Here is a 14,700-nt window from a genome sequence, read left to right on the forward strand (position 1 = left end):
GGCGTGGCCGAGCCGGGGCCGCTTGCCTTCTACCCCCTCCTTTACGTGGCGTGGGCCGACGGGGAACTCGCGGCCGAAGAGCTGGAACTGCTGCACGGACACCTGCGCGAGACGGGGTTGCGCGAAGGAGCCCTCGCCGAGTGGCTGGATCCCGACGCGCCACCCTCGTCGGAGCGGCTCCTCCACCTCGTCGATGAGGTGCGGCGTCGGGCGGCGGAGGTCTCGCCCGAGCGAAAGCGATCCCTCACCGAACTCGGCATCGCGATCGCGGAGGCCGACGGGGAGCACCCGACGCGCGAGGAGCGTGCGGCCATCCTCCGCATCGAGGAGGCGCTGGGCCTGGGCGGTCCGGACGCGGTGGCGACGCTCTTCGATCCGGTGCGGCCGATCGCGCCGCTACCCGACGTCCGGCCCCGGTTCGACCCCGACGCGATGGCGCGCCTTCTCGGCGGTCCGGCTCCGGAGACCCGGCGACGCGTGTGTGCGCTCCTTTCGGACGGTCGGTTCGAGACGGTGGCCGGGCTCTCGACGGCCGACTACCGGGCGCAGGTTTCGGAGTGGTGCCGGGAGCTCGCCGACGAGGGACTCGGGGCGCTCAGCTACCCCGCGGAGTTCGGGGGCGGGGACAATCCCGCGGCCTTCATCGCCACCTTCGAGACGCTCGCCTTCTTCGACATCAGCCTGCTCACGAAGTTCGGCGTCCAGTTCGGGCTCTTCGGCGGCAGCATCCACCAGCTCGGGTCGCGGCGACACCACGAGAAATACCTGAGAGACGCGGGGACGCTGGCGCTCCCGGGGTGTTTCGCGATGAGCGAGACGCTGCACGGGTCCAACGTCCAGGACATCCAGACGACGGCGGTCTACGACCCGGGGACGCGGGAGATTGTGGTCCACACCCCGGTGCCGGGGGCGCGCAAGGACTACATCGGGAACGCGGCGCGGGACGGGCGGCTCGCCACGGTGTTCGCCCAACTGGAGGTGGGCGGGGAAGGGCGCGGCGTGCACGCGATCCTCGTCCCCATCCGCGGCGAAGACGGGGAGCCGCTGCCCGGCGTGACGATCGAGGACTGCGGGGAGAAGCTCGGCCTGAACGGCGTGGACAACGGACGCCTCCATTTCGATCGCGTGTGCGTGCCGCGCGCGAACCTCCTCGACCGCTTCGCCTCCATCGACGACGACGGAGCCTATCGGAGTCCGATCGCGAGCCCGGCCCGGCGCTTCTTCACCATGCTCGGCACCCTCGTGAGCGGCCGCGTGGCCGTGGGGAGCGCGGCGCTCAGCGCGACGAAGGTCGCTCTCACGATCGCGGTCCGGTACGGCGCGCGGCGTCGGCAGTTCGGTCCGCCGGGCGAGGCCGAGCGCATCCTCCTCGACTATCCCGCACACCAGCGGCGACTGCTCCCGCGCCTCGCCACGACGTACGCCCTGAATTTCGCCCTCCACGACCTGCAGGCGGAGTACCTGGCCGCCGTGACCGCCGAAGCGGGGGGCTCCGGCGAATCGGAGATCGGCGCTGGGGCGGACCGACGACGTCTCGAGGCGGCCGCGGCCGGGCTCAAGGCCTGCGCCACCTGGCATGCGACGGACACCATCCAGGCGTGTCGCGAGTCGTGCGGGGGGCGCGGATACTTCGCGAACAACCGCTTCGCGGCGCTCAAGGCGGACAGCGACGTCTTCACGACCTTCGAGGGCGACAACACCGTCCTCATGCAGCTTGTGGCGAAGGATCTCCTCACGGGCTTCCGCCAGCAGTTCGGGGATCTCGGCGGCCTCGGGATCGCGCGCTTCGCCGCCGGCCGCGCCCGCCGCGCGATCGCCGAGCGCAACTGGGTGATCTCGAGGAAAACGGGTGAGGCGCACCTCCGCGACCCCGGGTTCCACGACACGGTTCTCGACGCCCGCCGCTCGGACCTCGTGCTTTCCCTCGCCCGGCGGATCCGGCACCGGATCGCACGCGGGATGACCTCGTTCGATGCCCTTACGGACTGCCAGCATCACGCGCTCACGGCCGCCAGGGCCCACGTCGAGTGCGAGATCCTGCGCTCGATGATCGCGGCCGAGCGTGGGACGCCGAGTTCCGGCGTCGCGGAGTGGCTCGAGCGCCTGCGCTCCCTCTACGCGCTCGCCACGATCGAGCGCGAGGCGGCGTGGTTCCTGGAGCGGGGCTATCTGGATCCGCCAAAGAGCAAGGCCATCCGCCGCACGGTGACCGCGCTCTGCGCCGAAATCCGTCCCCAGGCCATCCCCCTCGTCGACGCGTTCGGTGTCCCCCGATCCTCTCTCGAAGGCTCGATCGGCCTCTGACCGCCCGGCGCCTCGCAACGGCAACTTCGAACACACACTCTCGGGAGGCAGCATGACGGAAGCAGATCGACAACCTCCGACCGCGTCACCGTACCAGATCTTCATGCTGGTCTGCTGCGTCCTCGTGCTCGTGGCGCTCGTCGTGGAACTCGCGTTGCCGCTGGATCCCGAGATCCTGCGCATTCTCTTCTACGCGGACACGGCCTTCTGCGTCGTCTTCTTCGCGGACTTCCTCCTCTCCCTCGCCCGGGCGCCGGACCGCAAGCGATACATGCTCACCTGGGGCTGGATCGATCTCCTCTCCAGCCTGCCCGCGATCACGGAACTCCGCGCATTCCGAATCGGGCGCGTCCTGCGGATTCTGAGGTTCCTCCGCGCCGCGCGCGCCGCGAGGGTCGTCGGCTCGTTCTGGATGGGCCGGCGGGCACAGACCACGGCGCTCGTCGCCGTGTCCGTCGCGATCCTGACCGTTGTGGGCGCGAGTATCGCCGTCCTCTATCTCGAGCGGGCGGCGGGGGGCGAGATCGGCTCGGGTCCGGCCGCGCTGTGGTGGTCCTTCTTCACGGTCATGACGGGCCAGCAGGGCGACCCGTTCCCGGTCACGGCGGCAGGGCGCGCCATCGGCCTCGCACTGATGACGGTCGGTGCGGCGCTTGTCGGGACGCTGACCGCCACGCTGGTGTCCTGGGTGATCCGGCCGCGGGAGGATGCGAAGGATCGCCAGTTGAACGCGATCCGCGAGGAAGTGGCCGCGATCCGGGCGCTCCTCGAGGCCCGCTGACACGACCCGGGCCCGCCGCGTGGCATACCCCCGAGACCTTCCCGCGAGAACGGCGGCCGCCCTGATGATGAACGAGGGGATCTTGTCGGAAGAGACGAGATCCACTTGTCGGTCGAGGGGGTATGCCAAAGGTCAGGGATGCGATACGGTTGATTGAGCAGGATGGGTGGAGGCAGGCCGGGCTCAGGGAGGGAGGCCAACGATGAAATACGCGGTGGTCATCGAGAGGGCCGGAAACAACTATTCGGCATACGTCCCGGACCTGCCTGGCTGCGTGGCGACCGGGGGCACGAAGCGGGAAGTTGCCCAGAGAATTCGGGAGGCGATCGCCTTCCACCTCGACGGGATGCGGGAGAATGGGGTGCCGATCCCCAGCCCAGAGACTGCCACCGAACTGGTCGAGGTGCATTCCACCCCGTAACTCGACGGTGTCCCGGTTCCTGCGGCTTCAGGTGGCTGGGGGGTTCGGGCGCAGGAGTTGGGCTGCGAGATCGAGGGCGTCGACCGGCCAGTACGCCTTCGGGCGCGGTCGCTCGACGCCGGGTTGGCCCGCTTCGGGACGGCAGCGGAGGATCGCCTCGGTCCAGCGCGCGGGCACGGCCTCCAGCCCGTGGACGGCGCCCAGGAGCGCACCGCAGATCGCGGCGTTCGTGTCCGTGTCGCCGCCCTTCATCACGCTGTCGATCACGCCCTCTTCGAGCGATGAGGCGTGCCGCAACTGCCACAGCGCGTTGCGGAGCGCGATCAGGACCCAGCCCATGTGCGCCATGCAGTCTTCCGGCGGCCCGGCGGCGGCCTCCGCGACGCACGCGCGCACCGGCGGGCAGACCTCCTCCTCGTTCGCCCACGTCACGATCCGTTCGTACAACTCGCGCGGCGTCGGGCCGCTGTCGATCGCGTGGGCGAGCGCCATCGCGAAGAGGGCGTTCGCGTCGAGACAGACGCGATTCGGGTGCGTGAGGTCGGCGTCTTCCCGCGCCCAGCGCGCGACGGTGTCGAGTGGATGACGGGAGCCGAAGATGCCCAGCGGAGCGATGCGCATGAGCGCCCCGTTGGCCTGGCTCTCGCGGCGCGGACTTCCGAGCAGGCCGTCGCGGATCGTCAGGCCGCAGTCGAACGGATCCGAGTCGAGCCACTCGCGGTAGGCGCGGTTCGCCGCCTCCGGGTCGTAGGTGCCGCGAGCCGTCAGCGTGCGGGCCAGCGCGAGGGCCATCTCGGAGTCGTCCGTCGGCTGCCCGGCGAGCGTGTTGAACGTGCCCCCGTCCCGGAGGTCGCGGACCCCGTCGGGATGGAGGCGACGGATGTCCTCGGGCGACTGGAACTCGACGAGGCTGCCGAGCGAATCGCCGGCGATCTGGCCGATGAGGCAGCCGCGCGCGCGGTCGAGCTTCGGCGCATTCATGCTTCCTCCGTGCGCCGGGCCATCGCCTTCACGAGGTCCGAGTCCGGTTCGACGAAGATCGTCTGCACGCGATCCGGGGTCACCGTGCCCGGCGGGGACTTCCGCGGCTTGCGCACGTATTTGCGGCGGGTCCAAATGACCGGAGCCGTGCGGCTGTGGCGCGCGCCGCTGTGGACCGCCGCCGCCGTCGCGGCCTCGAGCAGGTCGCGTCGCGGCGGATTCTCGTTCCTTCGGCCCCAGCGCAGAATGACGTGCGCGCCCGAGGCCTGAGAGGCGTGCAGCCAGATGTCGTCCGGCGCGGAGTGGCGGAAGGTGAGGTCGTCGTTGTCGCGGGCGCCGCGCCCGACCCGGATCTCCAGCCCCCCCGAGGACCGGAGCCGCGAGTAGGGTACCCGGAGTTCCGGGTCGCCCGCCCGTGTCCCGCCCGCGCCCGCGCGCACCGGCTTCCCGCCCGCCGCGGCCCACAGGGCGTCCGACGGGCCGGACTCGGCGAGCCGCTCCAGGTGGGCGTCGAACTCGGCCGCGCGCTCCCGGGCCGTCGCGATCGCGCCGGGCAGCCGCTCCAGCGCGCGCTCCCGGCGCCGGGCCTCGTCGAAGAAGGCCTCCGCGTTGGCGACCGCGTCACGGGCGGGGTCGAGCGCGATCTCGCGCGGAGCGCCGTCGAAGTCCGGCAGCGTCACGGCGGAAGCGCCCTTCGGCACCTCGTCCTTGCGGGCGAGGAGGATCTGGCCGAGGAGGCGGGGTTCGTCCGGCGGACCGGCCGCGGCGAGCTGCCGCTCGAGCGCGGCGGCCCGGCGCCGGTGCCTCTTCCGGCGGGCGCGGAGGCGCTTCCGGACCTGCGCCGCTTCGTCTCCGTCGTCGTCGTCGGTGGCGGCCCCGGGGAGGGCCTGAAGGGCGGGGGCGGGGCCGCCGCCGGGGGCGAGCAGTTGCGCGGCCGCGGTCAGCAGTCCGGCGGCGGACCCGCTGCCGGCCCCGACGGGGTGCGGATAGGGCTGGGGGCCCCACGGGCGGTCGAGCACGAAGGCCGGCCGGGGCGGCGCGCCCGGCGCATCGGAAGCGGCCGGGCCGCGCGGGGGCGCCGCCGCGAGCGCGTGGAGCGCCAGGTATCGCGCGTACGTCTCCGCCGGGTCGGACCCGGCCAGGATCCAGTCGACGTTGAGCGCGCTCGTCCACGCCCACGTCCGCAGCACGGCCTCTCGGCGGTCGGCCTCGTCTCCCGCCGGCACGGCGGCCCATTCCGCCTCCGATGGCGGAGCCGCAATGGCTCGCCGCGCGGACGAAGGCGGCGCGTAGGACGCCCCGCGACGCAGCGAGCGGTCGCCTGCATCCCTCGCGAGCAGCGCCGCCTCGATTCGCCACGCCGGGCGCTCGTCCCCGCCGGGCTCCGTCCGGCGGCAGTGCACGGCGTTCCAGCGGCGGGACTGGAGTTCGATCGCCAGCATCTCCCACGGACGCCCCGCCCGGTCCCCGAACGTCAGGAGCAGGGCGCGCTCGTCCGCCGGCGACCGCGCGTCCACGAGCGACAGCCGTCCGGTCCGCAGCGCCTTCCCCTCCACCCCCGAGGCCGGTGCATCGGCGCCGAGCTCCAGGACGTGCCCGTGCAGCGGGTGCAGCATCGCGACGAGCCGCGACCCGTCCTCGAAGGCGAGTTCCACGGCGCGCCGCCCCGATGCCATGCGGAGCCCGGCGATGCGGACGCCCCGCCAGCGATCGAGGATCTCGCGGGCGAGGGCCCGGGCGAGGAAGGAGTCGTATCGAATGCCCATTGCGACTATATTCGGGGCCCCGCGCGATCCCGACAAACTCCGCGACCGAGACGAACCTCACGTGGACAAGCTTCACCCGATCATCCACGCGGCCGGCACCGAGGAACGCCCCCCCGACTGGGCCGTCATGAGCCCCGCGCGCATCAGCCACGCCGGGCGGGTCGCCACGTTGATGGGGGACTGGGCCGACGCCCTCGGGCACGACGAGAGGACGCGGATCCGCTGGCGCGCGACGGGCCTCCTCCACGACGCACTCAAGGAAGAAGCCGTGCAAGCCCTGCGTCCCCTCGTCGACGCGGCGGAAGAATGGCCCGACCCGCTCCTCCACGGTCCGGCATGCGCGAACCGGCTGCGCGCGGCGGGCGTCGATGACGAGCCGCTCCTGCGAGCCATCGCCTTCCACACCACCGGACACCGGGATCTCGGCGCCCTTGGACAGGCCCTCTACATGGCCGACTTCCTGGAGCCGGGCCGCCTCGCCCTGGGCCAGGAGCGTGCCGGCCTGCGCCGCCGCCTGCCCGACGACTGGCAGGCCGTCCTCGTCGACGTCGCGACCGCGAAGATCGGCATCCTCATCGACGGTTTCATCCCCCTTTCAGCCGCGACCGCCGGGTTCTGGGAGACGATCACCGCGCCGGTTTTTCGCAAATCGCGAAACGGTTGATTAGATTGCCGGCACCGCGGGGAGGCGTGAGGCAGGGCGGCGGCCGAGCACGGTCCATGGGTGGATGGGAGGACGACGGGAGGCGACAGAGTGCTTTCGAGGTCCAGACGACGGTCCAGGCGTGAGACGCGACGAGGTCCCGAGGGTCGTGCCCGCTATCGCAGGCGGCAGGGTTCCTTCAAACGGGTGGCTTCCGCATTCCGGGGACTGATCACGACGGCGGTTCTTATCGGTGCCGGCGCCTTTGTCGGTCTCTTCTGGGAGGAATGGAAGGCCGTGCGACTCGCGATTCTGGCCGGATCCGTACCGGCCGCGACCGCGGGGACCGTGTCTCAGGGCGCAGCGGAGGGCGGTCCCACGGTGACGGGTTCCGCGACGGGAGAGACGCCCGGGCGGGAGAACCTGACGAACCGAATCAAGGTCGAAGTCCTCAACGGGGCCGGAGAGCGGGGGCTCGCGCGTCAGTTCGCCGACCGACTCCGGCTCCTCGGTTTCGATGTCGTCGCGACCGGGAACGCCGACCACTTCGACCACGAGATCACGCACGTTCTGGATCGATCGGGCCGCCTCGGCGCCGCGCTCACCGTCGCCCGCGAGTTGAGCGCGGACTCGCTGGCCGTCGCCATCGATCCCGAACTCTTCCTCGATGCGAGCGTGGTGGTGGGGAGCGACTGGGCCGGCCTGCTCGGCAATCTCGGAAAGGACTGAGCGGGACCAGGCAAGCCCGCGGACGCGGGGTTTTGCCACGGGCTTGCTAGCTTTCCCGCGACAGGCGCAGCTGCCCGCACGCGGCGGCGATGTCCCGTCCCCGCGGCCTTCTCACGGCGTTGCCCACCCCTCGCGCGGCGAGCGCCTCCGAAAAACGCGCGATCCCCTCGGCCGTACTCGGGCCCCACTCCGGACGTGAGGGGATGGGATTGAAGGGGATGAGATTCACGAAGCAGATGAGCCCCCGAGCGAGCTTCGCCAGCGACTCCGCCAGCGCCGGGTCGTCGTTCACCCCCCGGATGAGCGTGTACTCGAAGCTGATGCGCCGGTTCTTGTAGCTCTGATACGTGCGAAGGGCGTCGAACAGCTCCGGCAGCGGGTAGCGCTTCTCGATCGGCATCAGTTCCAGCCGCAGTTCGTGGGACGGCGCGTGCAGCGAGACGGCGAGTTCGAACGGTTCCGGCCGCCGGGCGAGTTCCAGGATCCCGGGGATGAGTCCCACCGTCGACACGGTGATGCGGCGCGCCCCGAGGCCGAACCCTCCGTGCAGCGATGCGAGCGATCCGATGACCCCGTCGAGGTTCGCCAGAGGTTCTCCCATCCCCATGTACACGACGTTGGAGATCGGATTGGACGCCGGCCGCCCCATCTCCTCGCGCGCCACGCGCAGGGAGTCCCGGTACTGCGCTACGATCTCGGCCGCCCGCAACTGGCGCCGGAATCCGAAGTCGCCGGTGGCGCAGAAGCGGCACGCGAGCGCGCAGCCGGCCTGGGACGATAGACAGAGCGTGAGGCGGTCGCGCGTCGGGATGAGCACGGACTCGACCCGCTCGCCGTCCTCGAGCCGCCACAGGTGCTTCACCGTCCCGTCCTTCGAGCGGGCGACGTAGTCGGGTTCGATCGGGGTGAGGGAAAAGGCCGCGTCCAGCGCTTCCCGGAGGCCGGCGGGGAGGTTCGTCATCTCGTCGAAGGCACGCGCCCCCCGCTCCCAGACCCACTTCTCGACCTGCCGCGCCCGATAAGCCGGCTCTCCGCGCGCGGCAAAGAACGCCGCCAGCCGCTCCCGCCCGCCATCTCCCGACTCCGCGAGCAGTTCCGCTCGTGTGCTTTCCGTCATCCCCCGCTTCTTGCTGGCGCTGCCGAAAATCGGCTATCTTCCGCGGCGTTCCGCACTTCTCAGAACCGGTTCAGAACCGATTCCGAGCCGATTCCCTTACGCCGCGAGCTCTCCTGACCAAACTATCGCTACCGACCGAACGGCGTGAGCCGGCCTCCCTCGAGACCGCCTTGCGCGACGCCGGCTGCGGGCAGGTCGAGGCCTCGTGGTCCGGACGCGAAGTCCGGGTCATCGGATGGGTACACCGCCGTCGCGACCTCGGAGGACTCTTCTTCGTCGACCTGCGCGACCGGACCGGTCTGCTCCAGCTGTCCTTCGGCCCGGAGTGGTCGGACGCCGCCGGCCTCGCGCTCGTGGCGGAGCTGAATCCGGAGGACGTCGTGCAGGCGACGGGCGTCGTCGCGCCGCGCCCCGAGCCGAACCCGGAGATGCTCACGGGCGAGATCGAGATCCGCGTGTCGAGTCTTCGGCGGGTCTCCGTCTCAGACCCGCTCCCGATCCTCGTCTATCAACCCCCGGACGAAGAGCTGCCCTCGGAGGAGCTTCGCCTCCGCCACCGGATCCTCGACCTGCGCCGTCCCGAGATGCAGCGCAACCTGAGGCTGCGGCACGTGGCGACGAACGCGGTGCGCGCCTCGCTCACCGAGCAGGGATTCATCGAGATCGAGACCCCGCTCCTCACGCGGCAGACGCCGGAGGGGGCGCGGGACTACCTCGTCCCCAGCCGGGTGCACCAGGGCCGATTCTTCGCTCTCCCGCAGTCGCCCCAGCTCTACAAGCAGCTTCTGATGTGCGGCGGCCTCGACCGGTACTTCCAGATCGCGAAATGTCTCCGGGACGAGGACCTCCGGGCGGATCGCCAGCCGGAGTTCACGCAGATCGACGTGGAGATGGCGTTCGTCGAGCAGGACGATGTCTTCCGCGCCGCCGAGACGATGTTCGCGCGCATCTGGCGCGACGGGCTCGGGCGGGACCTCTCCATCCCCTTCAGGCGTTTGCCCCACGCCGAGGCGATGGAGCGCTACGGCACGGACAAGCCGGACCTCCGCATCCCGTGGGCGATACGGGATTTCACGGACGCGCTCACCGGCATCGGCTTCGGCATCTTCGACGGCGCCGCGCGCGCCGGCGGACGCGTCCGGGGGCTCGTGCTTCCGGGCGGCGCGGCGCTCTCCCGCTCGCGAATCGCCCACTACGACAAGCTCGCGCAGGAGGCCGGCGCGAAGGGCGCCCTGTGGCTGAAGCGCACCGCGGACGGCTGGTCCGGTCCGCCCGCGAAGGTCGTCGGCGAGGAGGTCGCGCGCGCGCTCGAAGCGGAGTTCGGGGTGGGGGAGGGCGATCTCGTCTTCTTCGTCGCCGGCCGCGACGCCGAGAGTTCGCCGGCCCTCGACCGGCTGCGGCGCGCGGCGGCCCGGGAACTCGGCGCCCTGGACGAGAACGGGGAAGCGTGGCTCTGGATCACGGAGTTTCCCCTCTACCACCGGGATCCCGACACCGGCCTTCCCGTTCCGGCACAGCACGCCTTCACGATGCCGGCGGACCCCGATCCCGAGCGTCTGCGCGAAGATCCGCTCTCCGTGAACGCGGTCGCGTACGACATCGTCTACAACGGCATCGAGTTCGCCAGCGGGAGCATCCGGTGTCACCTCCCCGAGGTGCAGCGCGTCATCCTCGAGGCGACGGGCCTCACGCCCGAGGAGGTCGAGGCGCGCTTCGGTTTCCTGCTCGAGGCGTTCCGCTACGGCGTCCCGCCGCACGGAGGGTTCGCGGTCGGCATGGACCGCGTGGTGGCCGAGATGGTCGGCTGCGCGTCGATCCGGGACGTCATCGCGTTCCCGAAGACCGCCGCGGCCCGGGGCCTGCTCGAGCGGTCGCCATCATCCGTGACTCCGGCTGAACTCGAGGAACTCGGGATCTCGGTGACGGGAGGGACCGGAAGGAGCGGAACTTGAGCGTGGCGACGGAGCGGCGCCTCTCCATCGAGGGGGCCGATCAGCAGTTGCTGGCCGGCGTGAACGATTCGAACCTCACGACGCTGGCGCGCCACTGCGACATCCGCGTCGTCCTCCGGCGCGACGAGATGATCCTCTCCGGACCGGAGGCCGACGTGGACCGCGCCTCCCCCACCGCGCGGCGCATGATCCGCTACGCGCGGCTGCGGCGTCCCTTCGATGCGGTGGACGTGGGGCGTTTTCTCGAAGCGCCGCCCGACCGCGATGGCGCCTCGCGGAAGTCCGCCGACGCCCGGGACTCCGGCAAGGCGGAGGTCGCGCTCGCGGGGGCCGGGCGCGCGATCCGGCCCAAGTCCCCGGGGCAGGACAAGTACCTGGCCGCGATGCGCGAGCGGGATATCGTCGTCGGCATCGGCCCGGCGGGCACCGGGAAGACCTATCTCGCCGTCGCCGCCGCGGTGGAGGCGCTCAACCGGAAACGGATCCGCCGCATCATCCTCACCCGGCCCGCGGTCGAGGCCGGCGAGGCGCTCGGCTTCCTGCCCGGCGACATCCGCGAGAAGGTCGATCCGTACCTGCGCCCGCTCTACGACGCGCTCGAGGACATGATGCCTCCCGACCGCGTCCGCCGCGCGATCGAAGACCGCGTGATCGAGGTCGCCCCGCTCGCGTACATGCGCGGCCGGACGCTCTCCGACGCGTTCCTCATCCTCGACGAGGCGCAGAACGCCACGACCGCCCAGATGAAGATGTTCCTCACCCGGCTCGGGCTGAACTCCAAGACCGTGATCACGGGGGACAAGACGCAGATCGACCTCCCGCGCCCCGAGGATTCGGGACTGCTGGAGATCGAGGAAGTCTTGCGCGACGTGGTCGGGATCGACTTCGTTTATCTGGATGACGCGGATGTCGTCCGGCACCGACTCGTGAAGGAGATCATCCGCGCGTACCGGGAGTCCGAGCGTTGAGTTTCCTGGGCCGCGTCCGAGACTACCTCCGTCCCGTGAACCGGCCGCCGGCCGGCGGCCGCCGGGACGCGTGGGTCCACCACGGATTCCGGGCCGGGATGGTCGCCGTCATCGCCCTCGCCGTTCCCCTGATGTTCCCGCAGCTCACGCCGAGCGGGTTCGACGGCATCGACCCCGGCAGCGTCGCCCGGCAGACGATCAACGCCGATTTCGATTTCAACGTGCCCAAGGACCCGGACCGGCTCCGGGAGGAGCAGGACGAGGCGGAGGCCGGCGTGACGCCGCGGCTGCGCTTCGAACCCGCGCGCGCCGACAGCAGCATCGAGCGCGTGAACGCCTTCTTCGCGCAGCTCGATTCCATCATCCCCGCCTCGGAAGCGCGAGTCGCGGAGGAGGGACTCCCGGCCGCGGCCGGCGCCGCGGTCGCCCGGGACGAGGTCCGGCGGGTCGCGGCCGGGATCGGGGTCGACCTCTCGGCCGAAGCGGTGATCGACTCGCTCCAGGTCGACTATCTCCTCGACGAGGCGTCGCGTGCCGAGTTGCGCGACGAACTGGCGACGGCCTTCGAGGGACTGCGCGAGGGCGTGATCCGAGGAAGCGAACTCGAGGACATCAGCGCCGCGAACGTCGTCGCGCGCGAGGGACCCTCCGGAGACGACCGCGTGCGCGCCGTCGCGGATCTCGTCCGGCTCGGCGACTTCACGCGGGCGGCCCGGGAGGGGGTGGGAGACCGGCTGCCGCCCGGGGGCACGGCGCTCTTCCAGCAACTCCTCCTCACGGCGCAGCCGACGCTGCGCATCGACCAGGACGCGACCCGCCAGGCGCGGGAACAGGCCCGGGCCGAAATCCCGCAGGTCGAGGGCTTCGTGCTCGAGGGACAGCGCATCATCACCGAGAATACGGTGGTGACGGAGGAGGAATACCGCCGACTCCTCGCCTACCAGGCACAGATCCTGGAGCGGGGGGGGACGCGCACGATGTCGGACTTCCTCCGCAACCTGGGCATGGTCCTTCTCGTCGTGAGCATGCTCGGTATCCTCGTCTTCGCGACCTTCCGCTTCCGCCGCGACGTCTACGAGGATCTTCCCAGCTTCACCGTGTTGCTCGGGCTCGTCGTCATCGTGATGGCGTCGGCCGGCGCGGTCGCCGCCGCCCAGGGTTCGCCCGCGCTCGTGCCGATCGCGCTGGCCGGCTTCCTCGCCGCGGCGCTGTTCGACAGCCTCCTGGGTCTCGTCGTCGTCTCGACGATCGCCGGGATCCTCATGGGGCAGCCGTACTTCTCGGGACTCGCGCCCCCCATGGTCACCGTGGCGGGCGGGGTCACGGCGGCCTTCGCCGTCCACACGATCCGCACGCGTTCGCAGAGCTGGGTCCTCGTCGCGCTGATCACCGCGGCGTACGTGGGGGCCGGCCTCCTGCTCGTCCTCACGGGCCACTTCGCGCTGGGCGAGATGGGCACGACCGCGGCGCTCGGATTCCTCAACGCCACCGTGTGCACGGGACTCGGCGTCGGCATCGGCCTCCCGCTGCTCGAGGCCTTCACGGGACGGACGACGGAGGCGTCGCTGCTCGAACTCTCCGACATGAACCGGCCGCTCCTGAGGCGGCTCGCGCGCGAGGCGCCCGGCACGTACGCCCACTCGATCAACGTGGCGAACCTCGTCGAGGCCGCCTGCGAGGCGATCGGGGCCGATTCCCTCCAGGGCCGCGTGGGGGTCTACTATCACGACATCGGGAAGCTCGAGCGTCCGCAGTATTTCATCGAGAACCAGCCGCGGGGGCTGAACCCGCACGACCGTCTCACGCCGTGGCAGAGCGCCGAGATCCTGCGCGACCACGTGCGCCACGGGCTCGCCATGGCGGAGGAGGCGCGTCTGCCCGAGGTCGTGAAGGACTTCATTCGCGAGCACCACGGGACGCAGCTCATCCGCTACTTCCTCGAGAAGGCGCGCGCCCGCGAAGGCGTTGCGGAGGTGGACCCGAGCGATTTCGCCTACCCCGGCCCGAAGCCACAGAGCAGGGAAACGGGCGTGGCGATGCTGGCGGATGCAGTGGAAGCGGCGTCGCGCGTCCTCTCGAACCCGAGCCCCGAGCGCATCCGGGCCCTGATCGACCGGCTCGTGCAGGATCGGATCGACTACGGCGAACTCGACGACTGCCCGCTCACGTACCGCGACCTCCGCATCGTCAAGCGGGAGTTCGCGCACGTCCTCACGGGGCTCTATCACCACCGCATCGACTATCCGCAACCGGCGGCGCCCGGCGAGACGTCGGGTGCTTCGGGTGAGACGCAGGCCGGGGAGGGGGCGGAGACGAGCGACGTGGAGGCGGCGGCGACCGCGGGGGCGGAGGGCGCGTCGGCGCCGATCGACCTCGAACAGGCCGCGCAGGGCGACACCGGCCCCATCCCCGCCCTGGACTCGCTCCCGGAGTCTGCCGCGGAGCCGGAAGGAGTCGCCAGCGGGCGGACGGATTGACCGACTCCGTGCCGCCCGCGATCCGCATCGACTTTCCCTCCGGCGAGAAGGCCGCCTGGCGCGGTCCCTCCGAGTCGGAGTTGAAGGCGGCCGCGCGGGCCACCCTCGGCGCGGGGCACGCCGGGCCGGCCGGGGAGGCCGACGCCGGCGCGGGCGACACTCCGGGCGAGGGTGCCGAGCTTTCCGTCACCTTTCTCACGGCGGAATCCATGCGCGCCCTGAACCGGGACTACCACGGGGTCGACGACCTCACGGATGTGCTCGCGTTCGGGCTCGGCGAGGATCCGCTCGTCGGCGACATCTACATCTCCCCGGACGCCGCCGAGGCCTCGGCGCGCGAACTGGGGCTCGATCCGGGCGAGGAGATCCTGCGCCTCCTCATCCACGGCATCCTTCATCTGCTCGGACACGACCATCCGGAAGGCGAGGCGCGCTATGCCTCTCCGATGTTCGAACTCCAGGAACGGCTGCTGGCGCGCCTGCTGGCCGAGTTCCGTGGCCGCGCGTAGCATTCCCCGTCTTCCGAGGTCTTCCCGAAGGCCCTGATCCACGAACCGCCAG

At 71.2% G+C, this 14,700-nt stretch carries 12 protein-coding genes; 9 read left to right on the top strand and 3 right to left on the bottom strand.

Translation table 11 applies throughout. The annotated features are described in order from the left end of the window. The first annotated feature begins 3 nt into the window (after positions 1-3). From ACQY5G_RS09500 to ACQY5G_RS09510, 3 genes are all read left to right on the top strand, one after another. Positions 4-2,304, top strand: a complete 2,301-nt coding sequence (locus ACQY5G_RS09500) for an acyl-CoA dehydrogenase (RefSeq protein WP_428104181.1) — start codon at positions 4-6, stop codon at positions 2,302-2,304. Between the two features lie 52 nt (positions 2,305-2,356). Then, the gene (locus ACQY5G_RS09505) at positions 2,357-3,085 is read left to right on the top strand and encodes an ion transporter (RefSeq protein ID WP_428104183.1); all 729 of its coding nucleotides are present in this window, start codon (positions 2,357-2,359) and stop codon (positions 3,083-3,085) included. A gap of 202 nt (positions 3,086-3,287) precedes the next feature. Then, positions 3,288-3,506, top strand: coding sequence for a type II toxin-antitoxin system HicB family antitoxin (locus tag ACQY5G_RS09510; protein ID WP_428104186.1), 219 nt, complete (start codon positions 3,288-3,290; stop codon positions 3,504-3,506). A 27-nt stretch (positions 3,507-3,533) separates the two neighbouring features. Here ACQY5G_RS09510 and ACQY5G_RS09515 read toward each other — a convergent pair whose 3' ends face one another. Further along, the gene (locus ACQY5G_RS09515; protein ID WP_428104188.1) at positions 3,534-4,487 is read right to left on the bottom strand and encodes an ADP-ribosylglycohydrolase family protein; all 954 of its coding nucleotides are present in this window, start codon (positions 4,485-4,487) and stop codon (positions 3,534-3,536) included. Continuing rightward, complete coding sequence (locus ACQY5G_RS09520; protein ID WP_428104190.1) at positions 4,484-6,253, bottom strand: NFACT RNA binding domain-containing protein; 1,770 nt, start codon at positions 6,251-6,253, stop codon at positions 4,484-4,486. Before ACQY5G_RS09520 ends, ACQY5G_RS09515 begins: the two co-directional genes overlap by 4 nt. 61 nt (positions 6,254-6,314) lie before the next feature. Between ACQY5G_RS09520 and ACQY5G_RS09525 the strand changes: the two genes are divergently transcribed. Both ACQY5G_RS09525 and ACQY5G_RS09530 read left to right on the top strand, forming a co-directional pair. Beyond that, positions 6,315-6,917, top strand: coding sequence for an HD domain-containing protein (locus tag ACQY5G_RS09525; protein ID WP_428104192.1), 603 nt, complete (start codon positions 6,315-6,317; stop codon positions 6,915-6,917). A gap of 186 nt (positions 6,918-7,103) precedes the next feature. Then, the gene (locus ACQY5G_RS09530; protein ID WP_428104194.1) at positions 7,104-7,625 is read left to right on the top strand and encodes a LytR C-terminal domain-containing protein; all 522 of its coding nucleotides are present in this window, start codon (positions 7,104-7,106) and stop codon (positions 7,623-7,625) included. Positions 7,626-7,671: 46 nt separating this feature from the next. On the opposite strand, the gene rlmN is transcribed toward ACQY5G_RS09530, so the two are convergent. Continuing rightward, positions 7,672-8,742, bottom strand: a complete 1,071-nt coding sequence (rlmN, locus tag ACQY5G_RS09535; protein WP_428104197.1) for a 23S rRNA (adenine(2503)-C(2))-methyltransferase RlmN — start codon at positions 8,740-8,742, stop codon at positions 7,672-7,674. Between the two features lie 170 nt (positions 8,743-8,912). Here rlmN and aspS point away from each other — a divergent pair, with 170 nt between their 5' ends. The 4 genes from aspS to ybeY are packed head-to-tail and all read left to right on the top strand — an operon-like array spanning position 8,913 to position 14,648. After that, entirely contained in the window at positions 8,913-10,694 is a 1,782-nt protein-coding gene (gene aspS, locus ACQY5G_RS09540; protein WP_428273400.1) for an aspartate--tRNA ligase, read from the top strand. A 2-nt stretch (positions 10,695-10,696) separates the two neighbouring features. Next, positions 10,697-11,662: a PhoH family protein gene (locus tag ACQY5G_RS09545; protein WP_428278676.1), complete on the top strand. Its 966-nt coding sequence runs from the start codon at positions 10,697-10,699 to the stop codon at positions 11,660-11,662. After that, on the top strand, positions 11,659-14,139 hold the full coding sequence (locus tag ACQY5G_RS09550) for an HD family phosphohydrolase (RefSeq protein WP_428273402.1): 2,481 nt from the start codon (positions 11,659-11,661) through the stop codon (positions 14,137-14,139). The genes ACQY5G_RS09545 and ACQY5G_RS09550 overlap by 4 nt, the downstream gene beginning before the upstream one ends. After that, the gene (gene ybeY, locus ACQY5G_RS09555) at positions 14,136-14,648 is read left to right on the top strand and encodes an rRNA maturation RNase YbeY (RefSeq protein ID WP_428273404.1); all 513 of its coding nucleotides are present in this window, start codon (positions 14,136-14,138) and stop codon (positions 14,646-14,648) included. The genes ACQY5G_RS09550 and ybeY overlap by 4 nt, the downstream gene beginning before the upstream one ends. The last annotated feature ends 52 nt before the right edge of the window (positions 14,649-14,700 follow it).

Source organism: Candidatus Palauibacter sp. (assembly GCF_965261555.1).
Classification (GTDB): domain Bacteria; phylum Gemmatimonadota; class Gemmatimonadetes; order Palauibacterales; family Palauibacteraceae; genus Palauibacter.

Bases quoted from the DNA above. Each gene is read 5' to 3' on its own strand.
- ACQY5G_RS09505 (WP_428104183.1), top strand. From the start codon at position 2,357: ATGACGGAAGCAGATCGACAACCTCCGACCGCGTCACCGTACCAGATC.
- ACQY5G_RS09510 (WP_428104186.1), top strand. From the start codon at position 3,288: ATGAAATACGCGGTGGTCATCGAGAGGGCCGGAAACAACTATTCGGCA.
- ACQY5G_RS09515 (WP_428104188.1), bottom strand. From the start codon at position 4,487: ATGAATGCGCCGAAGCTCGACCGCGCGCGCGGCTGCCTCATCGGCCAG.
- ACQY5G_RS09520 (WP_428104190.1), bottom strand. From the start codon at position 6,253: ATGGGCATTCGATACGACTCCTTCCTCGCCCGGGCCCTCGCCCGCGAG.
- rlmN (WP_428104197.1), bottom strand. From the start codon at position 8,742: ATGACGGAAAGCACACGAGCGGAACTGCTCGCGGAGTCGGGAGATGGC.